Annotated in this window: 21 protein-coding genes; 10 read left to right on the top strand and 11 right to left on the bottom strand. The window is 62.3% G+C overall.

Annotation, left to right across the window (positions count from 1 at the left end):
• Positions 1-86: 86 nt before the first annotated feature.
• A complete protein-coding gene (metG, locus tag BLS75_RS10845; RefSeq protein ID WP_015636808.1) occupies positions 87-2,132 on the bottom strand; it encodes a methionine--tRNA ligase in 2,046 nt (681 codons plus the stop codon).
• Positions 2,133-2,294: 162 nt separating this feature from the next.
• Here metG and apbC point away from each other — a divergent pair, with 162 nt between their 5' ends.
• Entirely contained in the window at positions 2,295-3,389 is a 1,095-nt protein-coding gene (gene apbC, locus BLS75_RS10840) for an iron-sulfur cluster carrier protein ApbC (protein ID WP_011063097.1), read from the top strand.
• A 101-nt stretch (positions 3,390-3,490) separates the two neighbouring features.
• On the opposite strand, the gene BLS75_RS10835 is transcribed toward apbC, so the two are convergent.
• Positions 3,491-4,249 carry an SDR family oxidoreductase gene (locus BLS75_RS10835; RefSeq protein WP_011063096.1) on the bottom strand — a complete coding sequence of 253 codons (759 nt, stop codon included), beginning with the start codon at positions 4,247-4,249 and terminating at the stop codon, positions 3,491-3,493.
• A gap of 164 nt (positions 4,250-4,413) precedes the next feature.
• Here BLS75_RS10835 and BLS75_RS10830 point away from each other — a divergent pair, with 164 nt between their 5' ends.
• The 4 genes from BLS75_RS10830 (at position 4,414) to groL (ending at position 7,927) form a co-directional block, all read left to right on the top strand.
• Complete coding sequence (locus BLS75_RS10830) at positions 4,414-5,145, top strand: HugZ family pyridoxamine 5'-phosphate oxidase (protein WP_015636806.1); 732 nt, start codon at positions 4,414-4,416, stop codon at positions 5,143-5,145.
• Positions 5,146-5,211: 66 nt separating this feature from the next.
• A complete protein-coding gene (locus BLS75_RS10825; protein WP_011063094.1) occupies positions 5,212-5,688 on the top strand; it encodes an FxsA family protein in 477 nt (158 codons plus the stop codon).
• A gap of 252 nt (positions 5,689-5,940) precedes the next feature.
• Positions 5,941-6,234: a co-chaperone GroES gene (locus BLS75_RS10820; protein WP_011063093.1), complete on the top strand. Its 294-nt coding sequence runs from the start codon at positions 5,941-5,943 to the stop codon at positions 6,232-6,234.
• A 49-nt stretch (positions 6,235-6,283) separates the two neighbouring features.
• Positions 6,284-7,927 (top strand): chaperonin GroEL, encoded by a 1,644-nt coding sequence (gene groL / locus BLS75_RS10815; RefSeq protein WP_072450831.1) that lies wholly within the window; start codon positions 6,284-6,286, stop codon positions 7,925-7,927.
• A gap of 141 nt (positions 7,928-8,068) precedes the next feature.
• Here groL and BLS75_RS10810 read toward each other — a convergent pair whose 3' ends face one another.
• Positions 8,069-10,018 (bottom strand): LTA synthase family protein, encoded by a 1,950-nt coding sequence (locus BLS75_RS10810; RefSeq protein WP_072450830.1) that lies wholly within the window; start codon positions 10,016-10,018, stop codon positions 8,069-8,071.
• 204 nt (positions 10,019-10,222) lie between these two features.
• Between BLS75_RS10810 and colR the strand changes: the two genes are divergently transcribed.
• From colR to BLS75_RS10785, 5 genes are all read left to right on the top strand, one after another.
• Positions 10,223-10,906 carry a two-component system response regulator ColR gene (gene colR / locus BLS75_RS10805; protein ID WP_011063090.1) on the top strand — a complete coding sequence of 228 codons (684 nt, stop codon included), beginning with the start codon at positions 10,223-10,225 and terminating at the stop codon, positions 10,904-10,906.
• Positions 10,896-12,176, top strand: coding sequence for a sensor histidine kinase (locus BLS75_RS10800; protein ID WP_072450829.1), 1,281 nt, complete (start codon positions 10,896-10,898; stop codon positions 12,174-12,176). Before colR ends, BLS75_RS10800 begins: the two co-directional genes overlap by 11 nt.
• A gap of 195 nt (positions 12,177-12,371) precedes the next feature.
• A complete protein-coding gene (locus BLS75_RS10795) occupies positions 12,372-13,055 on the top strand; it encodes a class I SAM-dependent methyltransferase (RefSeq protein WP_176876738.1) in 684 nt (227 codons plus the stop codon).
• 4 nt (positions 13,056-13,059) lie between these two features.
• The gene (locus BLS75_RS10790) at positions 13,060-13,773 is read left to right on the top strand and encodes a lipopolysaccharide kinase InaA family protein (protein WP_072450828.1); all 714 of its coding nucleotides are present in this window, start codon (positions 13,060-13,062) and stop codon (positions 13,771-13,773) included.
• 2 nt (positions 13,774-13,775) lie between these two features.
• Entirely contained in the window at positions 13,776-14,000 is a 225-nt protein-coding gene (locus tag BLS75_RS10785) for a hypothetical protein (RefSeq protein ID WP_041119677.1), read from the top strand.
• 62 nt (positions 14,001-14,062) lie between these two features.
• Here BLS75_RS10785 and BLS75_RS10780 read toward each other — a convergent pair whose 3' ends face one another.
• The 8 genes from BLS75_RS10780 to BLS75_RS10745 form a co-directional block, all read right to left on the bottom strand.
• Entirely contained in the window at positions 14,063-15,160 is a 1,098-nt protein-coding gene (locus tag BLS75_RS10780; protein WP_015636803.1) for a DUF1513 domain-containing protein, read from the bottom strand.
• A 2-nt stretch (positions 15,161-15,162) separates the two neighbouring features.
• Positions 15,163-16,227: an imelysin family protein gene (locus BLS75_RS10775; protein ID WP_011063084.1), complete on the bottom strand. Its 1,065-nt coding sequence runs from the start codon at positions 16,225-16,227 to the stop codon at positions 15,163-15,165.
• Between the two features lie 43 nt (positions 16,228-16,270).
• Positions 16,271-17,692 carry a di-heme oxidoreductase family protein gene (locus BLS75_RS10770; protein ID WP_072450827.1) on the bottom strand — a complete coding sequence of 474 codons (1,422 nt, stop codon included), beginning with the start codon at positions 17,690-17,692 and terminating at the stop codon, positions 16,271-16,273.
• A 200-nt stretch (positions 17,693-17,892) separates the two neighbouring features.
• Positions 17,893-19,233: an imelysin family protein gene (locus tag BLS75_RS10765; protein ID WP_011063082.1), complete on the bottom strand. Its 1,341-nt coding sequence runs from the start codon at positions 19,231-19,233 to the stop codon at positions 17,893-17,895.
• A gap of 162 nt (positions 19,234-19,395) precedes the next feature.
• Entirely contained in the window at positions 19,396-21,447 is a 2,052-nt protein-coding gene (locus BLS75_RS10760) for a putative bifunctional diguanylate cyclase/phosphodiesterase (RefSeq protein ID WP_011063081.1), read from the bottom strand.
• A 303-nt stretch (positions 21,448-21,750) separates the two neighbouring features.
• Complete coding sequence (locus BLS75_RS10755; protein WP_011063080.1) at positions 21,751-22,347, bottom strand: superoxide dismutase; 597 nt, start codon at positions 22,345-22,347, stop codon at positions 21,751-21,753.
• 176 nt (positions 22,348-22,523) lie between these two features.
• Positions 22,524-23,126, bottom strand: coding sequence for a LysE/ArgO family amino acid transporter (locus BLS75_RS10750; RefSeq protein WP_011063079.1), 603 nt, complete (start codon positions 23,124-23,126; stop codon positions 22,524-22,526).
• 2 nt (positions 23,127-23,128) lie between these two features.
• Positions 23,129-23,533 (bottom strand): ACT domain-containing protein, encoded by a 405-nt coding sequence (locus BLS75_RS10745; RefSeq protein ID WP_072450826.1) that lies wholly within the window; start codon positions 23,531-23,533, stop codon positions 23,129-23,131.
• Positions 23,534-23,568: the final 35 nt, after the last annotated feature.

Below are 23,568 nucleotides of genomic sequence, written 5' to 3'. Positions count from 1 at the left end.
CTCCAGCGTCGGCGCAGGGCCCGCCAGATATGCAAATCCCCCCGCTGCGCCGGGCGCAACGGGGGGATGGGGTCCAGCCTGCAGCCTTACTTGATCCGCTGGCCGGGCTTGGCGCCGCTGTCCGGGCTCAGCAGGTAGATTTCTTCACCGCCAGGGCCGGCAGCCATCACCATGCCTTCGGAGATGCCGAACTTCATTTTCCGTGGCTTGAGGTTGGCGATCATCATGGTCAGGCGGCCATCGAGCTTGGACGGATCAGGGTAGGCGCTCTTGATGCCGGAGAACACGTTGCGCTGTTCGTCGCCGATATCCAGGGTCAGGCGCAGCAGCTTGTCGGCACCTTCCACGGCTTCGGCCTTGACGATCAGGGCGACACGCAGGTCGATGGCAGCAAAGGCATCGAAGTCGATTTCCGCGGACAGCGGGTCCTTCACCAGTTCACCGTTGCCTTTAGGGCCACCGGTGTCGGTCTGGCTGGCGGCCAGGTCTTCCTTGGAGGCATCGGTCATGGCTTGCACTTTTACCGGGTCGATCCGCGTCATCAGCGGCTTGAATTCGTTGAGCTGATGGTTGGCCAGCAGTTGCTGGTGGTCGTTCCAGGTCAGCGGGGCCACGTTGAGGAAGGCCTCGGCATCGGCAGCCAGCAGTGGCAGCACCGGTTTGAGGAAGATCACCAACTGGCGGAACAGGTTGATGCCAGTGGCGCAGATGGCCTGGACTTCATCCTGCTTGCCTTCCTGCTTGTTCAGCGACCATGGAGCCTTGTCGGCGATCCAGGCGTTGGCACGGTCGGCCAGGCCCATGATCTCGCGCATGGCTCGGGCGAAGTCACGGGCTTCATAGGCGTCGGCGATGCTTGGCGCCGCGGCCAGGAAGGCCTCGGTCAGCTCGGGGGCGGCATTGCTGTCCACCATCACCCCGGCATTGCCCTTGTGGATGAAGCCGGCGCAACGGCTGGCGATGTTCACCACCTTGCCCACCAGGTCGGAGTTGACCTTCTGCACGAAGTCTTCGAGGTTCAGGTCCAGGTCGTCGACACCACGGCCCAGCTTGGACGCGTAGTAGTAGCGCAGGTATTCCGGCGACAGGTGCTCCAGGTAGGTACGGGCCTTGATGAAGGTGCCACGGGACTTGGACATCTTCTGGCCATTGACCGTCAGGTAGCCGTGGACGTTGATGCCGGTCGGCTTGCGATAGCCGGCGCCTTCGAGCATGGCGGGCCAGAACAGGGCGTGGAAGTTGACGATGTCCTTGCCGATGAAGTGATACAGCTCGGCGGTGGAGTCCTTGCCCCAGAAGGCGTCGAAATCCAGTTCCGGACGACGGCTGCAGAGGTTCTTGAAGCTGGCCATGTAGCCGATCGGCGCGTCCAGCCACACATAGAAGTACTTGCCCGGCTCATCCGGGATCTCGAAGCCGAAGTACGGTGCATCGCGGGAGATGTCCCACTGCTGCAGGCCGGCGTCCAGCCACTCGGCGATCTTGTTGGCCACGGCGTCCTGCAGGGTGCCGCTGCGGGTCCAGCTCTGCAGCATCTGCTGGAAGTCCGGCAGCTTGAAGAAGAAGTGCTGGGAGTCCTTGAGCACCGGAGTGGCGCCGGAGATCGCCGACTTAGGATCCTTCAGGTCGGTCGGGGCATAGGTGGCACCGCATTTTTCGCAGTTGTCGCCGTACTGGTCCTCGGTGCCGCATTTCGGGCAGGTGCCCTTGATGAAGCGGTCGGCCAGGAACATTTTCTTTTCCGGGTCGAAATACTGGGTGATGGAGCGCGTGGCGATGTGCCCGGCGTCCCGCAGCTTGAGGTAGATCTGGCTCGACAGCTCACGGTTTTCTTCAGCGTGAGTGGAGTGGAAGTTGTCGAAATCCACCAGGAACTCGGCAAAGTCGGCGCAGTGTTCAGCCTGCACGTTGGCGATCAACTGCTCCGGGGTGATGCCTTCCTTCTCCGCGCGCAACATGATGGCCGAGCCGTGTGCGTCGTCCGCGCAGACATAGATGCATTGGTTGCCGCGTAGCTTCTGGAAGCGCACCCACATGTCGGTCTGGATGTACTCAAGCATGTGGCCAAGGTGGATGGAACCATTGGCATAGGGCAGGGCGCTGGTGACGAGGATCTTGCGTGGCTCGGACATGGGGCTCGGCTACTTGATGAAACGGAGGTCGGCCACTATAAAGCGCCGGAGCGGAATTTTCACCCTTCCAGGCACATTGTGCGCAGCAAGCTTTCTCGCCACGAAGGAGTCGGCGGCGTAGGATAGCCGGCTGATTTTCCTGTCTTGTTATCGGAGTTGCCCATGAGCGCCGTCAATCGCGCAGCGGTGGAAGCCGTCCTTCGTCAATACACCGACCCTTACCTGAACCAGGACCCGGTCAGCGCCGGCTGCGTACGGGACATCGAGGTCCAGGGCGACCGGGTCACGGTCCGCATGGAACTGGGTTATGCCGCCGGCCTGTTCAAGAGTGGCTGGGCGCAGATGCTGCAACTGGCCATCGAGGGCCTGGACGGCGTGAGCTCGGCCAAGGTCGAGATCAGCAGCGTCATTGCCGCGCACAAGGCCCAGGCGCAGATCCCGGGCCTGGCCAACGTCAAGAACGTGGTGGCGGTGGCTTCCGGCAAGGGCGGTGTTGGCAAGTCCACCACCGCGGCCAACCTGGCCCTGGCCCTGGCTCGCGAAGGCGCCAAGGTGGGGATTCTCGACGCCGACATCTATGGCCCGAGCCAGGGCATCATGTTCGGCATCGCCGAAGGCACCCGGCCGAAGATCAAGGACCAGAAGTGGTTCGTGCCGATCGAGTCCCACGGCGTGGAGGTCATGTCCATGGCCTTCCTCACCGATGACAACACGCCGATGGTCTGGCGCGGCCCTATGGTCTCCGGGGCCTTGCTGCAACTGGTGACCCAGACCGACTGGGGCAACCTGGACTACCTGGTGATCGACATGCCGCCAGGCACCGGCGACATCCAGCTGACCCTGGCGCAGAAAGTCCCGGTGGCCGGTGCGGTGATCGTCACCACGCCCCAGGACCTGGCTCTGCTGGATGCTCGCAAGGGCGTGGAGATGTTCCGCAAGGTCAATATCCCGGTGCTGGGCGTGGTGGAGAACATGGCGGTGCACATCTGCTCCAACTGTGGCCATGCCGAGCACCTGTTTGGCGAAGGCGGCGGCGAGAAGCTGGCCAGCCAGTACGACGTCGAGCTGCTGGCCTCGCTACCGCTGTCGATGCTGATCCGCGAGCAGGCCGACGGCGGCAAGCCGACGGTGATCGCCGAGCCGGAAAGCCAGATCGCCATGGTCTACCAGGAGTTGGCGCGGCATGTGGGCGCGCGCATTGTCTTGCAAGAAGCGGCCGCCCCGGCGATGCCCAACATCACCATCAGCGACGACTGAAGCCCCAGGCGGGTGAGTCATGTAGGAGCCGGCTTGCCGGCGAAGGCGTCCTCAAGATCGCTTTCGCCAGCAAGCCGGCTCCTACCGTTGCGACGGCAGGGTCAGACCCGCAGGCCGCCGTCCATTTCCAGGATGCGCCCGGTGTAGTAGTCGTTCTCGAAGATATAGGCCGCCGAGTGGGCGATCTCTTCCGGCTTGCCCATGCGCTTGAGGGGAATACCGGCGGTCATTTTTTCCAGGGCCTCGGGTTTCATGCCCAGGGTCATCTCGGTTTCGATAAAGCCCGGGGCAATGCCCGCCACGCGGATACCGTAACGCGCGAGCTCCTTGGCCCAGGTGACCGTGGCTGCCGCGACCCCGGCCTTGGCCGCGGAATAGTTGGTCTGGCCGATATTGCCGGCGCGGGAGATCGAAGAAATGTTGATGATCGCGCCGTTGTTTCCGAGCTCGATCATCTTCGCCGCCACTTCCCGGGTACAGAGGAAGACCCCGGTCAGGTTGACGTCGATCACCGCCTGCCACTGGGCCAGGCTCATCTTGGTCATCTGGCCGTCCTTGACCTTGACCAGCAGGCCGTCGCGCAGGATCCCGGCGTTGTTGATCAGGCCGTGGATGGCGCCAAAGTCCTCGGCGACCTGGGCCACCATGTGGTTCACCTGCTCTTCATCGGCGACGTTGCACAGATAGGCACGGGCTTCGACGCCGTGGGTCTTGCACGCCGCGACAGCCTGGTCGAGCTTTTCCTGGTTCAGATCGACCAATGCCAGCCGCGCGCCCCTGGCTGCGAAATACTCAGCCATGGAGCGGCCCAGACCTTGGCAACCGCCGGTGATAATGATTACTTTGTCAGTGAGTTGCATTCGCATGTCCCGCTAGCTGGTCTTGAGGGGAGTCCTTTTCGGGAACCCTCGTTCGGCGGCCGGACCTGGCCTGGCTGCAGATGAGAATTGCCCTGTTGGCGTAGCTGGAACAATGCTCCAGGCGCCCGTCCGTTTTCGACGGATTCTACATAAGGAGTCATAAAGTGAGCGTTGAAGCTGCCAAGAATGCACGAGAACTGCTGCTCAAGGAATATCGCGGGGTGCTGTCCACTCACTCCAAGGCCATGCCGGGATTTCCCTTCGGGTCCGTGGTGCCCTATTGCCTGGACGCCGAGGGCCGGCCGCTGATCCTGATCAGCCGTATCGCCCAGCACACCCACAACCTGCAGAAGGATCCCAAGTGCTCGCTGCTGGTGGGTGAGCGCGATGCCGATGACGTGCAGGCAGTCGGTCGCCTGACCTACCTGGCCGAGGCTGAGAAGCTCGAGGATGAGGCCGCCATCGAAGCCGCAGCCGAGCGTTACTACCGTTACTTTCCCGAGTCACAGAACTACCACAAGGCCCATGACTTCGATTTCTGGGTGCTCAAGCCGGTACGCCACCGCTACATCGGCGGCTTCGGGGCGATCCACTGGGTCGACCAACTGACCCTGGCCAACCCCTTCGCCGGAAAGGCCGAACTGAGCATGGTGGAACACATGAACAGCGACCATGCCAAGGCCATTGCCCACTATGTCCAGTTGACCGGGTTGCCGGACAACGCGCCTGCGCAGATGGCCGGGATCGATACCGAAGGCATGCACCTGCGCATCGGCCAGGCGTTGTATTGGCTGCCCTTCCAGGCGCCTTGCAATACGCCGACACAAGTACGCGAGGCCCTGGTTTTCCTGGCCCGAGCTGATCAATGGCCGAAAAATCCGCCCCTGGGTGCTTGAATTCACGAATTGGCGACGTCATTTACGGTCTACTGGAAGGCATTCTTCCGCAGAGGAAACCATTTGATGCGCCCTTTTCTGTTGCTCTTTTTACTTTTCCCGGTGCTCGAGCTGTTCGTCTTCGTCAAGGTCAGCGCGGCCATCGGGTTTTTCCCGGCGCTGCTGCTGATCATTCTCGGTTCGATGCTCGGTGTGCTGGTGTTGCGCGTGGCCGGTCTGGCCACGGCACTGCGTGCCCGTGAAAGCCTTAATCGTGGTGAGCTGCCGGCCCAGCAAATGCTCGAGGGCCTGATGCTGGCCCTGGGTGGTGGTTTGCTGATCCTGCCGGGTTTCATCAGCGATGTGTTCGGCCTGCTGATGCTGTTGCCGATCAGCCGTCGCCTGCTGGCCAATAAAATGCGCCAGCGTGCCGAGGAGCAGGCCCTGCGCCAGCGCGCCTTTGCCGACGACATGCGTGCCGCCCGTGGCGGTCCTGCGCCCCAGCAGCCGCTGGGCCGCGAGCCCAACGTGATCGAAGGCGAATTCGAGCACCGCGACTCCTGAGTCAGAAGCTCACGTCTCACGGCACCTTCGGGTGCCGTGTTCGTTTTGGCGCCAGCGATGTAAAAAATTTCATCGGCCAGCCCTTGTAATAACCTTATGCGCCCTTATGTAACGGTCACCGCAAGGTTTCTGGTGCTGACACCAGACAGACTTCCGCGGCTCGCTTGTCGAGCCGCACCCGGCAAAGCCGGATTTGCTAACCCGCCGGTATCGACACCGGCCGTTGAAAACCACAATTAGGAGAGATCGACAATGAAGCTTCGTCCTCTGCATGACCGCGTCGTCATCCGTCGCAGCGAAGAAGAATCGAAAACTGCCGGCGGTATCGTTCTGCCTGGTTCGGCTGCTGAAAAACCTAACCGTGGCGAAATCGTCGCTGTAGGTACCGGCCGTGTGCTGGACAACGGTGAAGTACGTGCGCTGGCCGTGAAAGTGGGTGACAAAGTGGTGTTTGGCCCGTACTCCGGCAGCAACACCGTGAAAGTCGATGGCGAAGATCTGCTGGTAATGGCCGAGAACGAGATTCTCGCTGTTATCGAAGGCTGATTTCCCGCGTATTTTCCCGCTACTACACAGTATTTAAGGAATATCGATCATGGCTGCTAAAGAAGTTAAATTCGGCGATTCCGCCCGCAAGAAAATGCTCACTGGTGTCAACGTTCTGGCTGACGCAGTAAAAGCGACCCTGGGCCCGAAAGGCCGTAACGTGATCATCGAGAAGAGCTTCGGCGCTCCGACCATCACCAAGGACGGCGTTTCCGTTGCCAAAGAAATCGAGCTGAAAGATCGCTTCGAAAACATGGGCGCGCAGCTGGTCAAAGACGTTGCCTCCCGTGCCAACGATGACGCTGGCGACGGCACCACCACCGCTACCGTTCTGGCTCAGTCGATCGTCAACGAAGGCCTGAAAGCCGTCGCTGCCGGCATGAACCCGATGGACCTGAAACGCGGTATCGACAAGGCGACCATCGCCATCGTCAAAGAACTGAAGGGTCTGTCCAAGCCATGCGCTGACTCCAAGGCCATCGCTCAGGTCGGCACCATCTCCGCCAACTCCGACAGCTCCATCGGCGACATCATTGCCGAAGCCATGGAAAAAGTCGGTAAAGAAGGCGTGATCACCGTTGAAGAAGGCTCGGGCCTGGAAAACGAACTGTCTGTCGTAGAAGGCATGCAATTCGACCGCGGCTACCTGTCCCCTTACTTCATCAACAAGCCGGACACCATGGTCGCCGAACTCGACGGCCCGCTGATCCTGCTGGTGGACAAGAAGATCTCCAACATCCGCGAAATGCTGCCAGTGCTGGAAGCCGTTGCCAAAGCCGGCCGCCCACTGCTGATCGTGGCTGAAGACGTTGAAGGCGAAGCCCTGGCGACTCTGGTTGTGAACAACATGCGTGGCATCGTCAAAGTCGCTGCCGTCAAGGCACCTGGCTTCGGCGACCGTCGCAAGGCCATGCTGCAGGACATCGCCGTTCTGACCGGCGGTACCGTGATCTCCGAAGAGATCGGCCTGAGCCTGGAAAGCACCACCCTGGAGCACCTGGGTAACGCCAAGCGCGTGATCCTGTCCAAAGAAAACACCACCATCATCGACGGTGCTGGCGTTGAAGCGGACATCCAGGCTCGTGTGACTCAGATCCGTCAGCAAGTCGCCGACACTTCGTCCGACTACGACCGTGAAAAACTGCAAGAGCGTCTGGCCAAGCTGTCCGGCGGCGTTGCAGTGATCAAGGTTGGCGCTGGTTCCGAAGTTGAAATGAAAGAGAAGAAGGCCCGCGTTGAAGACGCCCTGCACGCTACCCGTGCAGCCGTTGAAGAAGGCGTGGTACCTGGCGGTGGCGTAGCCCTGATCCGTGCTCTGCAAGGCATCAACGACCTGAAAGGCGACAACGCCGACCAGGACGTGGGTATCGCTGTTCTGCGTCGCGCTATCGAAGCTCCACTGCGCCAGATCGTTGCCAACTCCGGTGACGAGCCAAGCGTTGTTGTGGACAAGGTCAAGCAGGGTGCCGGCAACTTCGGCTACAACGCTGCTACCAGCGAATACGGCGACATGATCGAAATGGGCATCCTGGATCCAACCAAGGTAACCCGTTCCGCGCTGCAAGCAGCTTCGTCCATCGGCGGTCTGATCCTGACCACCGAAGCCGCTGTTGCTGAAATCGTGGAAGACAAGCCTGCAGCTGGCGGCATGCCAGACATGGGTGGCATGGGTGGCATGGGCGGCATGATGTAAGCCAGCCTTACCCCTGTACTGAAAAAGCCCCGCCGGTGAAAGCCGGCGGGGCTTTTTTATGCCCCGGATATGGGGGGCGCCTGGATCTTCGCGGGCAAGCCTGCCCCACTTCTGTAGGAGCGGGCTTGCCCGCGAACGACTTCAGCGCTGGCTCAGTTCATCCGCCGCTGCCTTGGGCGCCTTCCAGCCCAGCAATTGCTGCTTGAAGCCATAACTGGCGCTCTGGTAGTAGCTGATGCCGCGCTGGATCAACGGATCGCTGTCCGCTACCCGGGATTCCTGGCTGGCGCCCAGGGCCTGGTCATGCCGGCGCAACCCCTGGCGCGGGCTGAGAATCGCCAGGTCCTGGCCGTCGAACAGGCCCAGGTGCTGATAGTTGCCCACCAGCACCCGGGGAGGCAGGGGGTTGTCCTGCAGCAAGTTGCGTCCGAAGAAGGTCGACTCGTAGTCCAGGTTCAACAGGCCCAGCAGGGTTGGCGCCAGGTCGATCTGGCTGGCCAGCTGTGCATTTTCCTGCGCCGGAATCAGCTTGGGCGCATAGATGAACAACGGAATCTGATAGTTGCTGATGGGCAGGTCTTCCTTGCCCGCGCTGCCTGCGGTGTGGTCGGCGACAAACACGAAAATGGTGTTGTCGAACCAGGGCTTCTGGCGGGCGGCCTTGAGGAACTCGCCAATGGCGTAGTCGGTGTATTTCACCGCGCCGTCCCGGCCCTTGCCGGACTTGATGTCGATCCGGCCATCGGGATAGGTGTAAGGGCGATGGTTGGAGGTGGTCATCAGTTGCAACAGGAAGGGCCGCTGCTGTGCGTAGTCGGCGTCCGCCAGCTTCAGGGTCTGGGTGTAAAGGTCTTCGTCGGCCATGCCCCAGGCGTTCTTGAAGTGGATCTCGGACTCCTCGACGCTGCTCTGGTCCACCACGCGGTAGCCGTTGCCGCTGAAGAAGGCGTTCATGTTGTCGAAGTAACCCCGGCCGCCATAGACAAACACACTGTCGTAACCCACCGACCGCAGTTGCTGGCCAAGGCTGGCGAAACCACTTTCACGACCGATGCGCTTGACGATGGAGCGCCCCGGGGTGGGGGGAATCGCCAGGGTGATGGCTTCCAGGCCGCGGTCGGTGCGGGTGCCGGTGGCGTAAAAGTTGTTGAAGTACAGGCTCTGTGCGCGCAACGCATCCAGGTTCGGGGTCAGGTTGCGGTCGTCGCCGTTGCTGCCCATGTATTTCGCGCTGAAGCTTTCTATGGTCACCAGGACGATGTTGGGGGTGCGTGGAGCCCCCGGGTTGTCGATGGCGCGCCGGATATCCAGCGGGTCCTTGCCGATGAAGCGAGCATTGGGTTCATTCAGTTCGGCGCGCATCTGGCGGGCCACCACATCGGCGGGCAGGCTGCGATAGAACTGCTGGTAGTCCAGCTCGTTGTTACGAAAGGCGGCAAAGAACTGATAGGGGCCGTTGCTCGCCAGTTCGTTCTGATAGGCGTTGCCGCCCTGGCTGCGCGGGCTGTCCTGGCTGAGCAGTTGCAGGCTGGCGCCGGCCACCAGCAGCAGGCCGAGGGCACTGAGCAGGCGGCCACGCAGAGGCGGCAAGGGCGCATCCAGCGCAGCCGTCAGGGGCTTGCACAGGGCCAGGCTCAGGGCGATTGCCGCCAGGGCCAGCAGGCTCATGTACAGGCCGATCGGGTAGGACTCGAGAATGTTGTTGAGAACCTCGTCGGAGTACACCAGGTAATCGACGGCGATGAAGTTGAAGCGCACGCCGAATTCATCCCAGAACAGCCACTCCGCCACGGCCGTGAACAGCATGGCGAACAGGCTCAGGCTGAATAGGCCCTGCAACAGCCAGCGGTGGCCGCGCCGACGCCACAGGGCGGGTGGGCAGAGCACCAGGTACAGGCCCAGGGGCAGGGCGGCATAGGCCAGGAAACCCAGGTCGTAGAGCAGGCCGACGCCAAACAGCGGCAGCCAGCCGCTACCGGCTTCGTCGAGGTGGGTGAGCAGCAAAATGCCGCGGGTCAGCAGGAAAATCGCCAGCCAGGTGCTGGTCAGCAGCAGCACGAAACGCGCCGGAGCTGTCTTGAGAAGATCCATCAGAGGGTGTTCCTTGGGGGCAAATGGCCCGCAGTCTGAGGTTGTCCCTGTAGTCAGCTTGTGAACCGCTGGTGAAAATATTGTTAAGCCCCCAGGCCCGGGAAAACTCTGCCAGGCACCGGCCGACAAGGCTGGCGGCGAGCCGGACTTGGCCTTAAGCTGCGCGAGCCAAGATGGCCGTAACCCTGCACGGAGAGAGTGCCGATGCGAATTCTACTGGTTGAAGATAACCGCGATATTCTCGCCAACCTGGCTGACTACCTGGGGCTCAAGGGCTATACCGTGGATTGCGCCCAGGATGGCCTGTCCGGGTTGCACCTGGCGGCCACCGAGCATTACGACCTGATCGTGCTCGATATCATGCTGCCGGGAATCGATGGCTATACCCTGTGCAAGCGCCTGCGCGAAGACGCCCGGCGTGATACTCCGGTGATCATGCTCACCGCCCGCGATCAGCTCGACGACCGCCTTCAGGGCTTCAAGTCCGGGGCGGATGACTACCTGCTCAAACCCTTCGCTCTCTCGGAACTGGCGGCGCGTATCGAGGCGGTGATGCGCCGTTCCCAGGGTGGTGGCCGTCGGTCGCTGCAGGTTGGCGACCTGAGCTACGACCTCGATACCCTGGAGGTCACCCGCGAAGGCCGCTTGCTCAAGCTCAACCCCGTGGGCCTCAAGCTGCTGGCGGTGCTGATGCAGAAAAGCCCCCATGTGCTGCGTCGGGAGATCCTCGAAGAAGCCCTGTGGGGCGACGATTGCCCGGACAGCGACAGCCTGCGCAGCCACGTTCACCAATTGCGCCAGGTGATCGACAAGCCGTTCGCCAAGCCGCTGCTGCACACCGTGCACGGTGTCGGGTATCGCCTGGCCGAGGGCCGAGATGGAGTTTAAGCAGAGCCTTGCCCAGCGCATCATCATCGCCTTTGCGTTGATGAGCGCACTGGTGGCGGGGGCGTTCGCCATGGGCATCGTGGCGACGGTGCACCTGGTGGAGGAGAAGCTCATCTCCGCAGGCCTGGGCGGTGACCTGCAACGCCTGTTGCTGATGGATAACGTCGGCGACTGGAGCCACCGTCCCGAGCCCGACCAGTTGTTCTACTACAGTGGCGGGCGCGGCGACTTCGAGCTGCCCAAGGATTTGCGCCATCTGGATCCGGGGTTCCACGAGGTGTTCCGCGAGGAGTTGTCCTATCACGCCATGGTCGAGGTGGTGGACGGTCGGCGCTATGTGCTGCTGCAGGACCAGAGCGATTTCGAAGAGCGCGAGCGGGTGCTGTTCGCCGTGGTGCTGGTAGGTTTTGTCCTGAGCCTGGCGCTGGCGGTGTTTCTCGGCTGGGTCCTGGCTCGCCGGGTGATGGCGCCGGTGGTGCGTCTTGCCCGGCAGGTGCGCCACCGGGATCAACTGCTGGGCCTGGCTCCGCCTCTGGCGCCGGACTACGCGGCGGACGAGGTGGGAGAGCTGGCCATTGCCTTCGATGCAACCCTGGGCCGCTTGCGCCAGGCCTTGAGCCGCGAGCGGCTGTTCACCAGCGACGTCAGTCACGAACTGCGCACGCCATTGATGGTTCTGGCCACCTCCTGCGAGCTGCTGCTGGAGAATCCACGGCTGGACCCTCGTGGGCGAGCCCAGGTCGAACGCATCGCTCGCGCTTGCGACGAGATGCGCGAGCTGGTGCAGACCTTCCTGATGCTGGCCCGAGCCCAGCGTGAAGATGCCAGCATGTCGCCGCAGCTGAGCCTGAGCCAGGCGGCCAGTGACTTGACCGGTATCTGGCGAGAAGCCATCGAGGCCAAGGGGCTCGAGCTGATCTTCGAGCCCGGAACCCCAGGTGACAATCGCTACAACGCCACCTTCCTGCATGCGGTGATGGGCAATCTGCTGCGCAATGCCTTGCACTACACCGAACAGGGTTTCATCCGCCTGAGCCTGGTGCCCGATGGATTCGTGGTGGAGGACAGCGGCGTGGGCATTCCCGAGGAGAAGCGCGAGGCGATGTTCCAGCCGTTTGTGCGGGGTGATGAAAAGCGTGGGGAAGGGCTGGGGCTGGGGCTGTCCCTGGTACAGCGGATCTGCGAGAACCAGGGCTGGACTGTCAGCCTCACTACCATGACGCCCAGTGGCTGTCGTTTTTTCGTTCAACTGAACTCGGCCAAGACCTGATTGTTCTTTCCCGGCCCTGTTTTACGGGGCCGGTCACTTGTCGTTTTCTCCTCTTAAGTGGCCCCAGGCCACTGTCCTCAGCCTGTAAAACCCTGAAATATTTCCTCGTTGGACGGTACGAAGTTTTCACAAAGGGATGACCTGTCGCTGACACGTCGCTGCTTAAGGTGGCGCCATCAGTTGCAGGAGACTTTGATGATGGCTACGCCGATCAAGCTGGAATTTTCCGAAAAATACGATGCCCAACACGCCCAGGAATACCTGCTCAAGCACCAGGATGGTCTGGCGCGGCAGTTGTCCCACAGGCGTGACGAACAATTGGCCCGTACTGCGCTGGCCCTGGCGGGAGAACCCGGGCTGGTACTGGACCTGCCCTGCGGTGCCGGTCGTTTCTGGCCGCTGCTGGCAGAAAAAACCAATCGAGTGATCATTGGCGCTGACAATTCAGCGGCTATGCTGAGTACCGCCACGGTGGCCCAGCCGGCCGACGTGGTAAAACGGGTACGGCCCTTGCAGACCTCTGCGTTTGCCATTGATTTGCCGGACAACGCTGTGGACTGCATTTTCTCCATGCGTTTATTGCACCACATAGGCCAGGCGGAGCACCGCATGGCGCTGCTACGGGAGTTTCAGCGGGTCAGCCGTGACAGCGTGATCATCTCGTTGTGGGTCGATGGCAACTTCAAGGCCTGGAAACGCAAGCGCATGGAGCGCAAGCGTCAGGCTGAAGTTGGGCAGGAGGGTTACCAGAATCGTTTTGTGTTACCGGTGGCCACGGTCGAAGAAGAATTCAGGCAAGCCGGCTTTCGTGTCCAGGAACACCTGGACTTCTTTCCGCTCTACGCCATGTGGCGGGTCTACGTATTACGCAAGAGGTAAGAGGATGGCTGTTGAATGTGCTTCGGAACTGGATGCCGCGCCCACAGATTGCTTCGAATACTTCTGGAACAAACAGGGTGAATGGGTCGAGGAACCCAATCAGCGTCGAGGCGGCGAGAGCGGCGTCCAACGCATTCAAAGCAGTAATGGCGGCCTGCTCTATGCCAAGCGGCAGATCGGGCACATTCATCGCAGTTGGTTGCACCCTTTCGGGCGACCGACGGTCCTGCGTGAGCGCGAGGCTCTGCAAGGCCTGCGCCTGCTGGACGTAGAGGTCCCGGAACTGGTGTTCTGCGGGGCCCGGCGTGGCCCGGAGCGACAATGGCAGGCGTTGCTGGTCACCGCAGCGCTAGAGGGCTTCATGGAGGTCGACAACTGGTATGCCGCCGGTGGGCGTGAGCGCCATGGTGAAGCCTTTCATGATCGTTTGTTGCAGGCGGTGGCTGCGACCCTGGCGCGCATGCACAAGGGGCGTTGGCAACATGGTTGCCTGTACGCCAAGCACGTTTTCGTACGGGTGGACGGCGAGGGCGAGCAGGCTCAGGTGCGAGTCGCACTGCTGGACTTCGAGAAATGTCGCCAGCGCTTGAGCAGCCGCCGGGCTGCGGCCCATGACCTCAAGCAACTACGTCGCCATTCGTCGTGGAATGACACGGACTGGCAAAAGCTCTACTACTTTTACAAGACGGTGTTTGGCAGCCCCATCAAAGGTTTATAGCGATGAAGCTAGAAATTGCACGAGGTTTGTTCCTGGCAGGAGCCTTGGCAGTCGCTTCTTTGGCCGTAGCTGCCTGGGAGCAGCCGCGCACGCAGGTCCTGAGCGCCCAGGGAGACGCCCATTGCCCGTTGCCGCGGGTGGCCAAAGCCTCTGTGGCGGTCAAGCCCGATCATGACCTCTTGTTGTTCATGTTCGGCATGGCTCAAGGATTGAAACCCCAGAGTTGAAGCTTGTTCAGCCCCTAGAAAAAGGCCTCGCAATGCGAGGCCTTTTGTTTGCCCGGAAATGATCAGATCAGATGCAGGTGGTTGTCCCACAGGCCCGCTGGAAGGTCCAGGGGCTTGGCCACGATCTGCGTCTGGCGGCAGTCGTAGAAGCGGCAGCGACCTTGTCCCGAGGTCACCACGAAGCCATCGGCTACCGCTCCGACACCGGCGCAATCGGGCAGTGGGGCGTCGACCCGCACGGCACCGCTGTCCAGGTCCCAGATAAAGAAGCGGTTGCCGCGGGGAGCGGTCAGGGCCACCAGCCGCAGGTCGCTGTGCACTGCCACGCTGGCGGTGTAGTGCCCCATGGCCTGCAATTGTTCCTGGGCTACCGGGAAGGGGGCGAAAGGCTGGCCGGGACGCTTGATCGCCAACAGTTCCGAGGATTCGTGGGCGGCGCCCATGAACTGCTGGCCGGTGACTATGGTGCCGTCGCCGGCAATGCCCATGTGGCGCACGCTGTTCATCTGCTGGGCCAGGGTTTCCTTGCTCAGCAGGGTGCCATCGCGCTGCATCAGGACCAGGCTCGGTTCCATGGCGTCGAGGTTCATTTCCACCCGGCTTTCGGCTTCGGTACGGATACCGCCGTTGGCCACCACCAGGGTTTCCCCGTCGGGCATCCATGACACCTGGTGAGGGCCGATGCCATGGGTGGACAGCTCGCCGCTGTGCACCAGGCGCTCACCCTCGAAGCGGTAGACACCCAGCAGGCCCCGGCCCGGGTCCCGGGTATCGTTCTCGGTGGCGTACAGCCATTCGCCGCTCTTGTGGATCACCGCATGTCCGTAGAAATGCCGGTCCGGTTGCGCGGTCAGGGTCTGCAGGAGCGCGCCGTTGCGCAGGTCGATCAGGTAGCTTTCGGTGCCCGGGCGCCGCGCCACGAACAGGGCGATGGGCAGTTGTGGGTGGTTGATGATGTCATGGCAACGTTGGCCGACCTGGGTGGCAAACACCTGTTTACCGTCCAGTTGATAACCGACGGCGTAGTGCTTGCCGTCACCATCATCCCTGGCCGAAAGCAGCAGGGGCTGCTTGCCCTTTTGCTTGAACAGCGTCCAGCCGCCCAAGGTCACCGCACTGAGCAGCAGGCTGCCCAGCGCCAAAGCCTGACGTCGCAGCATCATCAGTCACCGTCGTTGGCGTTGAAGCCCAGTTGGATCCCCAGCGCCTTGGCCAATTCGCCTTCATGCAGGCGGTGGACCACGTTGAGGCTGTCATACAGGTCGTTGAGTTGCTGGCGGCCAGCGTCGTCACTGAGCATTTCGGTCAGCGAGCGCTGGGTGCTGGCGAAGAGTTTCAGCGAGGCGGCGTAGGCGGCGTCGATCTTGTCGGCCAGAGGCTTCTGATCGGCAGGCAACAGGCCGCGCAAGCCCTTGTTGTCGACCCCGGCCCAGACCGTCTGGGCAGCGCTGAGGCTGGCTTCCAGGCCCTGCAGGGACGACTGGCTGCGCCAGGCATCGGCCTGGAACGGCTGCGGGATGCCCTTGGTCTGACGGCCCATCGGCGTGCCGAGCTTCTTCTTCAGAGTATCCAGAGCCGTGACCTGGACCCGCAGCAGGTCGGCGATGGCCTCGTGGGAATCGGCGTACCGCTGGTTGGGGAACTTGCTCATCTGCGCGAGCATGCCGTCGTTGGTGTTCCAGCTCGACAGGATTTCTTCGGCCAGTTGTTTCTGGCGCTCACCGATGGCAGTCAGCAGCGGGCAGTAGCGGGCTTTCTGCGCGCTGTCGGCCATGTCGATCTTGCTGTCGAAGAGGATGTATTCGTAGGCCGACAGCCCCTGCACCACGACGCTGGACTTGGCCAGGGCGGCGGCATCGATCTGCGGGTTGGCGGTGACCAGTTGCTCCACCTGACGGCCCACCAGGTTCTTCTTGTCCGGCCAGAACTGGACCTGCCAGGAGCGGTTGCCCTCGGCCAGTGGGCCGATCAGCAACGGCTGGAGCTCGGCCCAGGCTTTTTGCGCATGGAGGAAGTCGGCCCGGGCGGTGTCCAGGCTTTCCTTGCCTTCACAGAAGGCCAGGGCACTAATGGCCAGCTGGCGGTCGGCGTCGACCCAGCGACTGTAGGTCGGCAGGATGACCTGCTTGGCGATGGCCGCCGAGGTCACGGCTTGTGGGTCCTGGGGCGAGCAGGCGCCCAGGGCGAGTGCGGCAAGGCTGGTGAACAGCAGTTTGGGGCGGAACATGTTCGGGCTCCCTTTATTGTGGAGAAAACGTGTGAGTCGAGCGTTACAGAGAATTCAGGAATGCCAGCAACGCGGCGCGCTGCTGGGCATTGAAGGTCAAGACCTGTTGTTTCGCGCCTTCGGCTTCGCCGCCGTGCCAGAGCACCGCCTCCATCAGGTTGCGGGCGCGGCCGTCATGCAGGAACTGGGTGTGGCCGCTGACGGTTTCGGTAAGGCCGATGCCCCACAGCGGCGCGGTGCGCCAGTCGCGGCCACTGGCCTTGAACTCCGTGCGGTGGTCCGCCAGGCCTTCGCCCATGTCATGCAGCAGCAGGTCGCTGTAGGGGCGTATCACCTGGTTGGCCAGCTCGGGTTCGGCGGCGTTGGTCGCGGTGGTGAAACTTGGGGTATGGCAGGACTGGCAGCCGGCCTGGAAGAACAGGTTCTTGCCGGCCAGGACTTGGGGCGAGTCGACATCGCGACGTGCCGGCACCGCCAGGTTGCGGGTATAGAACAGCACCAGGCGCAGGATGTTGTCGCTGACCTCCGGCTCGCCATCCGGGCCGTTGCCATTGGGGGCCTGCTTGCAGGCGGTTTGCGCGTCGGTGCAGTCATCGAAGGGTCTCAGGCGGGTGGTCAGGCCCATATCACCAGAAAACGCGTGAACATTTTGTTGATTGAGGTTGGGTTGCCCGGCTTTCCAGCCAAAACGCCCGAGTACGGTCTTTTGCAGGGCGTCATCCCAGACCCAGTTGGGCCGGCCGGCGATGGCATTTTTATTCGCCGGCCTGGCATTGGCCAGGATCGCCTCTTCGGGAATGGCTTCCAGCAGCCCCAGGCCGATCATCGGTGGCGCCACCCGGGCGGAAAAACGCGTGTCCGGGTGCATAGGCCCGTAGCCCAGGTCGGTGATCTGCAGCTTGGGTTTGCGCAGCTCCACTTGAGTGCCGTCCTGGAAACGTACCGGCAGGGGATCGTAGTCCACCCGTAACCGGCCTTCGGGAGCGACCCCGGGAATGGCCATGTCCTGCAACTGGCCGCCGTACACCGGCTCCGGAACGATGCCTGCCTGTTCGATGAGCCTGGCAAAGGCCGGATCGTCGGGGATCGACAGGCGCACCAGCATCGACACCGCGTTCAGCGCATTCGGCGCCGGGGGATGGCCGCGCCCGTCCTTGACGTGGCAGTTCTGGCAGGCGTTGGTGTTGAACAACGGGCCGAGGCCGTCGCGGGCGGTGGTGGTGGAGGGGGCGATGACCCAGGGGCTGCGGAAGAAACTGTTGCCGACGCTGAAGTCCAGGCGCCGGGTGGGTGGCAGGTTGGCCGACGGCAGGGAGAAGGCATTGCGATCGCTCTTGTTGACCGTGGTCGCGCCGCCCGCCCGGGCTTCTCCAGGTTCGGCCTGGGTAAAGCGCGGCGCGTCATCGCAGGCACTCAGGCTCAGGGCCATGAACAGAGCGGACCAGCGAAGCGGCAACGAGGGCATCGGACATCCTGCAAGACGAGCAAAACAAGGGCGCAAAGTCTAACAGGGCGGCCTGGATTGAATAAGAGGAATTATCGTTTGGTTTGACCCAGGACAAGCTGGCCGGGGCGCAGGCAACGATGTTGCAGGTTGTGCAAACGGCTGCGGCGGGCACAAAAAAGGCGACCCGAGGGTCGCCTTTCTGCCTGGCGCAATGCGGATCAGAATTCGTGATCGGCGTTGTCCGGGTTCAGGTCGCTGATGCCCAGCTTGCCGGCGGCCTGCTCGATCGAGCCGGTCTGCTTGACCAGGGCGGCGATGGCGTCACGCACGATCTGGTTGCCGGACTCGTTGCCCGCCGCAATCAGCTGGTCGTAGTGCTCGCCCTTGTTGGCGTGGTCGACCATGACCTGGATCTTGGCTTCGGTGGCCGCCAGGTCGGCTTTCAGGGCCGCGTCGGCGGCCGGGTCGGCCTTGGCCACCAGGGACGACAGGCTGGCGCCGCTCATCTTGGTGCCGTCGGTACGGGTGTACTCGCCCAGGTAGACGTTGCGGATGCCCTTGGCGTCGTAGAAGTGCGAGTTGTGGGTGTTGTCGCTGAAGCAGTCCTGCTCGTCTTCAGGGGAGTTGGCTTCCAGGGAAACCTTCATCCGCTCGCCAGCCAGTTCACCCAGGGACAGGCTGCCCATGCCGAACAGCATCTTGCGCAGGCCGGTCTCGGCCGGCTCGGCTTCCAGGGTGGCGCGGTAGTTGTCGGCCACGTCCGGCTTCCAGTTGCCGACCATTTCCTCCAGGTCGTTGACCAGCAGTTGGGTCACGGCCTTCAGGTAGGCACGACGACGGTCGTTATGGCCGCCGGTGGCACCGGCACCTTCCAGGTAGTCCGAAGCAGGGCGGGCCCCGGCGCCAGGGCCGGTGCCGTTGAGGTCCTGGCCCCAGAGCAGGAATTCGATGGCGTGGTAGCCGGTGGCGACGTTGGCCTCGGCACCGCCCAGCTCGTTCAGGCTGGCGAGTTTTTCCGGGGTGATGTCTTTCACGTCGACCTTGTCTTCGCCGACCTGGATCTCGGTGTTGGCGATGATGTTGGCGGTGGCACCCGGGTTGCCCAGTGCGTGCTCGTAGCTCTTGTCGACGTAGTCGATCAGGCCTTCGTCCAGGGGCCAGGCGTTCACCTGACCTTCCCAGTCATCGATGATGGTGTTGCCGAAGCGGAACACTTCGCTCTGCAGGTAAGGCACGCGAGCGGCGACCCAGGCAGCCTTGGCGGCTTTCAGAGTGTCGTCGTTGGGCTTGGCGAGGAAGGCATCGATGGCGGTCTGCAGGGTTTTCGCGGTGGATTCGGAGTCGCTGTACACGGCGAAGACCATGTCGGCGTAATGCGCGACCACGGCCTTGGCAGCCGCTTCGTCGACCTTGCCGGCTGCATCGGCCGCTGGGGTTGCAGTGCTGGTGGCCGGGGTCGGCGCTTGGGCGGCAGCCTTGTCGTCTTTGCCTTCGCCGCAGCCGGCGAGGGAAATTGCGATGGCCAACAGACTGGCGGTAGCCAGAGGCATACGAATCATGGCGAACATCCTGCTTCGAGAGGGGAGTGGACGGCGCGGGCGCGCGCAAAAGCTGCGACATAATGCGAAAGATTTGCATTATGTGTAAAGGGTTGTGCCTGGAAATATTTCTTATTCAACAGGGGATTGCGCTGGGTCAGGTTCGCCAGCGCCGTGCCTGGCTCAGAGGATTGCCGCATTGCTGCGCTGGGCCTGTTTCAGGTAGGCCCCCAGCTCCCGGGCGGGCAGGGGTTTGCTGTAGTGGTAGCCCTGACCTTCGTGGCAGCCTTCGGAGATGATGTAGGCCTCCTGCTCGGCAGTTTCCACGCCCTCGGCGATCACCTGCATGCCCAGGCTCTTACCCAGCTGGATGATCGCGCGCACGATGGTGGCATCGTCATCGTCATCCAGCAGGTCCTGGACGAAGCTCTTGTCGATCTTGATCTTGTCCAGGGGCAGGCTCTTGAGGTAGCTCAGGGACGAGTAGCCAGTACCGAAGTCGTCGATGGCAATCAGGGCGCCGGAGCGGCGCAGGCTCAGCAGGTGCTGGGCGGCGGTGCTGATGTCTTCCATCAGGCCGGTTTCGGTGACTTCCAGCTCCAGGCTGCGGGGGGGCAGGCGGTAGATCTGCAACAGATTGTTGACCACCCGTGGCAACTCGGCGTGGTGCAGTTGCACGGTGGACAGGTTGACCGCCATGCGCAGGTCGCTGAAGCCCATGTCGTGCCATTCCCGCAGCTGGCGGCAGGCCTGGTCCAGCACCCATTCGCCGATGGCGATGATGGTGCCGTTCTGTTCCGCCAGGGGAATGAACAGGTCTGGCGGCACCAGGCCATGCTCGGGGTGCTGCCAGCGGATCAGCGCTTCGACGCCCACCACACGGTGGTCGCGATAGCTGATCTGCGGTTGGTAGACGAGGAAGAACTGATCCCGGGCCAGGGCCTCGCGCAGGTCTTTTTCCAGCTCGCGGCGGCGACGCATCTCGCTGTCGACGCTGGCGATATAGAACTGATACCGATTGCGTGACCGGGTCTTGGCCAGGGTCATGGTCTGTTCGGCTTTTTGCAGGAGCTTTTCCGTGCTGTCGCCGTCCTCCGGGAACAGGGTGATACCGATGGTGGCACGCAGGCGGATTTCCTGGTGATCCAGGGCGAAGGTGGCCTCCAGGTCATCGAGGATGCTCTGGGCCAGTTCCGCAGCTTCGTAAGGCTGTTCGATATCGGCCTGGACCAGGGCGAACTGATCGCCCCCCAGGCGCGCCAGGGCGCCAAGCCGGCCGCTGTGGCCGCGCAGGCGGTCGGCCAGGGCCAGCAATAGTTGGTCGCCGGTCTGGTAGCTGAACTGTTCGTTGATGCCCTTGAAATCATCCAGGCCGACACAGAGCACCGCCACCCGGCGTTGCAGGCGCCCGGCGTCCACCAGGATCTTGTCCAGTTGCTGTTGCAGCTGCTGGCGGTTTGGCAAGCCGGTGAGGAAGTCGTACTGGGCCATGCGCAACAGGCTGTTTTCCGCCTCGTGACGCAAGTGGGTGTTGCGCTCGATGGAGGCCAGCAACTGGTTGGCGGTATTGATCCAGATCCCCAGCTCGTTCTTCTCGTGGCCCTTGAGCAGGGGCAACTGGTGTTCGCTGGGGCGGTCGGGGTTGATGGTGGTCAGGTGCTCGATGATTCGCGACAGCGGCTTGGTCAGCAGCCAGTGATAGACCAGGTACAGCACCAGGCCCATGGCCAGGGCCCGCAGGACTCCGGAAATGAAGATGATCACCGAACTGACGATGAAACCCTGGCCATAAGTGGCGGTGTCGAGGGTGATGCTCAGGTCGCCGTAATATTCGCTGTAGGGGCCACGGCCCACCAATTGCGTAGTGAAGGTGCGTTCCTGACCGAGGATCAGGTCGGTCAGCCAGCGGCTGGAGGATTTCTGCAGGTCGCGGGATTTCTCCGCGAGCATGGTTTCGTTCGGGTGGCCAATGGAGGCCATGCGCACCGCGTCATCCTGGAACAGGCCTTCAATGACTTGCATGCCCATTTCCCGGTCCAGGCTGTAGACCGCCTGTGTCGATGGGTCGCGAAACATGTCGAGAATGCGCTGGGCATCGCTAGCTACCGCCTGCCGAGTCTTGTAGGCATCGAAGACGATCTGGGCGCAGCTCAGGACCACGCCCACTATGAGTGCCGACAGCAGCACAACCCGGAGCAACTTCACCGACAAGCTGTTTTTGAGTTCCAGCTTCAAAGGGCTATTCCTTGTTCCGTGCGTGTAGCGTCAAGTTGCCATGAGTATTGGCAATCCCGTGATGGCCGTCAAAGTGACATTAGTGCCGAGAACAGGATGTCTGCGGGCCAGGCCCGGGTGATCAGAATCAGGATTGCTCGTGCTGTGGATAGTGTGTCGGTAGCGACGCCTTGCAACTTGAGGGGCGGCGTTGTTTTTTACCTGCCATGAATCTTAGCGCTTCAGGTGGGCGGGACAAGATCCCGGCTTTGCCACAGGCAAAAAAAACCCGGCCAGGCCGGGTTTTTTACACTGCAAACGGACTTAAGCGACGAAGTTCTTGCCTTCGAACTGCTCAGCCACGAATTTCCAGTTGACCAGGTTCCAGAACGCTTCGACGTATTTTGGACGAACGTTGCGGTAGTCGATGTAGTAGGCGTGTTCCCAGACGTCGCAGGTCAGCAGCGGGGTGTCGCCGCTGGTCAGCGGGTTGCCGGCGCCGATGGTGCTGGCCAGGGCCAGGGAACCGTCAGCCTTTTTCACCAGCCAGCCCCAGCCGGAACCGAAGGTGCCAACCGAAGTCTTGGTGAATTCTTCTTTGAACTTGTCGAACGAACCGAACGCAGCGTTGATGGCTTCAGCCAGGGCGCCGGTAGGTTGGCCGCCGGCGTTTGGCGCCAGGCAGTTCCAGTAGAAAGTGTGGTTCCAGACCTGGGCCGCGTTGTTGAAGATGCCGCCCGAAGAGGTTTTGACGATCTCTTCCAGAGTCTTGCCTTCGAACTCGGTGCCTGGCACCAGGTTGTTCAGGTTCACGACGTAGGTGTTGTGGTGCTTGTCGTGGTGGTATTCCAGGGTTTCCTTGGAAATGTGCGGCTGCAGAGCGTCGTGTGCATAGGGCAGCGGCGGCAATTCGAAAGCCATGATGATTCTCCTAATCAGGTCAGTTGCGGTGAGCGCAAGGCCGATCACGGGCGGCCAGACAAGCGCCGGGGAGTTTGTACTCTTTGCGGCGCAGGGTTCGGATCATAGCACCGGGGGTGCGGCTTAACCACGCAACAACTGTGTGGGATAGAGGTTCCAGAGCCTTTTGGAATAAGTCACGCGGCGCTGATCAACTGCAGGGCGACGCTGAACATCATCACCGCCACCAGCAGGTCGAGTATCCTCCAGGTGCTCGGGCGCGCCAGCCACGGAGCCAGCCAGGCGGCGCCCAGCGCCAGGGTGAAGAACCACAGCAGCGAAGCGCTCGCGGCCCCCACCACATAGGCGCCCGGTTCGGTCTGCTGGGCCCCCAGCGAGCCGATCAGCAGCACCGTGTCCAGGTACACATGGGGGTTGAGCAGGGTCACCGCCAGGGCGCTGAGCATCACCGCCCGCAGCGAACGCACGGTCTGTCCTTCGCCCTGCTGCAGGCTCTGTTTCGAGCAGGCCCGGCGCAATGCCTGGGCGCCATACCAGATCAGGAATGCCGCGCCGCCCCAGCGTGCCACCGCCAGCAGCATCGGGCTCTGGGTGAGCACGGTGGCCAGGCCGAACACGCCGGCCGCCACAAGCAGCGCATCACAGGTGACGCACAGTGCCGCCACCGGCAGGTGGTGCTCGCGGCGCAGGCTCTGGGCCAGGACGAAAGCGTTCTGAGTACCGATGGCCATGATCAGGCCGAAGGCCACCAACAGGCCATTCACATAGCTTTGCCACATGGTTATTGCTCCTCGCCGGCGGCCAGTTGTTGCAATACCTGCATGGCCCGCCCGGCATCCGCCTGGCCGACAAACAGGTGGTCGTGGTAGTAGCCGGCGATCACGTTGCAACTGATCCCGGCCTTGCCCAGGGCCCCGGCGAAGGCAGCGGTCAGGCCCACGGCTTCGAGCGCCGAATGCACGTTGAGGGTGATCCAGGCGGCTACATAGTCGAAGCCCAAGCCCAGGCGCTCGGCCTGCTGGCGCGGGAGAATCACGGTCAGGCCTTCGCGCTCGCGAAAACTGCCCAGCACTTCGCAGTCCTGCAGCAGGCTGCGGTCGGAGAGGGAGCAGAACACGTACTCGCCGTCATTGAGCTGCGGGCTCATGCTGCGCAGCAGGGTTGCGAGGGAGGTTTCACCGGCCATGAACGGAATCCTTGAACGAAGAGGCATTGCTGAGG

Origin of the sequence: Pseudomonas sp. NFPP12, assembly GCF_900103205.1 — a bacterium.
GTDB classification, from domain to species: domain Bacteria; phylum Pseudomonadota; class Gammaproteobacteria; order Pseudomonadales; family Pseudomonadaceae; genus Aquipseudomonas; species Aquipseudomonas protegens.
The sequence above is the reverse complement of the archived record's forward strand: the minus strand, read 5'-3'. Positions and strand labels throughout refer to the sequence as shown.

Coding starts and splice junctions, on each gene's coding strand:
- metG (WP_015636808.1), bottom strand. CDS start 2,132: ATGTCCGAGCCACGCAAGATCCTCGTCACCAGCGCCCTGCCCTATGCC.
- apbC (WP_011063097.1), top strand. CDS start 2,295: ATGAGCGCCGTCAATCGCGCAGCGGTGGAAGCCGTCCTTCGTCAATAC.
- BLS75_RS10835 (WP_011063096.1), bottom strand. CDS start 4,249: ATGCAACTCACTGACAAAGTAATCATTATCACCGGCGGTTGCCAAGGT.
- BLS75_RS10825 (WP_011063094.1), top strand. CDS start 5,212: ATGCGCCCTTTTCTGTTGCTCTTTTTACTTTTCCCGGTGCTCGAGCTG.
- BLS75_RS10820 (WP_011063093.1), top strand. CDS start 5,941: ATGAAGCTTCGTCCTCTGCATGACCGCGTCGTCATCCGTCGCAGCGAA.
- groL (WP_072450831.1), top strand. CDS start 6,284: ATGGCTGCTAAAGAAGTTAAATTCGGCGATTCCGCCCGCAAGAAAATG.
- BLS75_RS10810 (WP_072450830.1), bottom strand. CDS start 10,018: ATGGATCTTCTCAAGACAGCTCCGGCGCGTTTCGTGCTGCTGCTGACC.
- colR (WP_011063090.1), top strand. CDS start 10,223: ATGCGAATTCTACTGGTTGAAGATAACCGCGATATTCTCGCCAACCTG.
- BLS75_RS10800 (WP_072450829.1), top strand. CDS start 10,896: ATGGAGTTTAAGCAGAGCCTTGCCCAGCGCATCATCATCGCCTTTGCG.
- BLS75_RS10795 (WP_176876738.1), top strand. CDS start 12,372: ATGATGGCTACGCCGATCAAGCTGGAATTTTCCGAAAAATACGATGCC.
- BLS75_RS10790 (WP_072450828.1), top strand. CDS start 13,060: ATGGCTGTTGAATGTGCTTCGGAACTGGATGCCGCGCCCACAGATTGC.
- BLS75_RS10785 (WP_041119677.1), top strand. CDS start 13,776: ATGAAGCTAGAAATTGCACGAGGTTTGTTCCTGGCAGGAGCCTTGGCA.
- BLS75_RS10780 (WP_015636803.1), bottom strand. CDS start 15,160: ATGCTGCGACGTCAGGCTTTGGCGCTGGGCAGCCTGCTGCTCAGTGCG.
- BLS75_RS10775 (WP_011063084.1), bottom strand. CDS start 16,227: ATGTTCCGCCCCAAACTGCTGTTCACCAGCCTTGCCGCACTCGCCCTG.
- BLS75_RS10770 (WP_072450827.1), bottom strand. CDS start 17,692: ATGCCCTCGTTGCCGCTTCGCTGGTCCGCTCTGTTCATGGCCCTGAGC.
- BLS75_RS10765 (WP_011063082.1), bottom strand. CDS start 19,233: ATGATTCGTATGCCTCTGGCTACCGCCAGTCTGTTGGCCATCGCAATT.
- BLS75_RS10755 (WP_011063080.1), bottom strand. CDS start 22,347: ATGGCTTTCGAATTGCCGCCGCTGCCCTATGCACACGACGCTCTGCAG.
- BLS75_RS10750 (WP_011063079.1), bottom strand. CDS start 23,126: ATGTGGCAAAGCTATGTGAATGGCCTGTTGGTGGCCTTCGGCCTGATC.
- BLS75_RS10745 (WP_072450826.1), bottom strand. CDS start 23,533: ATGGCCGGTGAAACCTCCCTCGCAACCCTGCTGCGCAGCATGAGCCCG.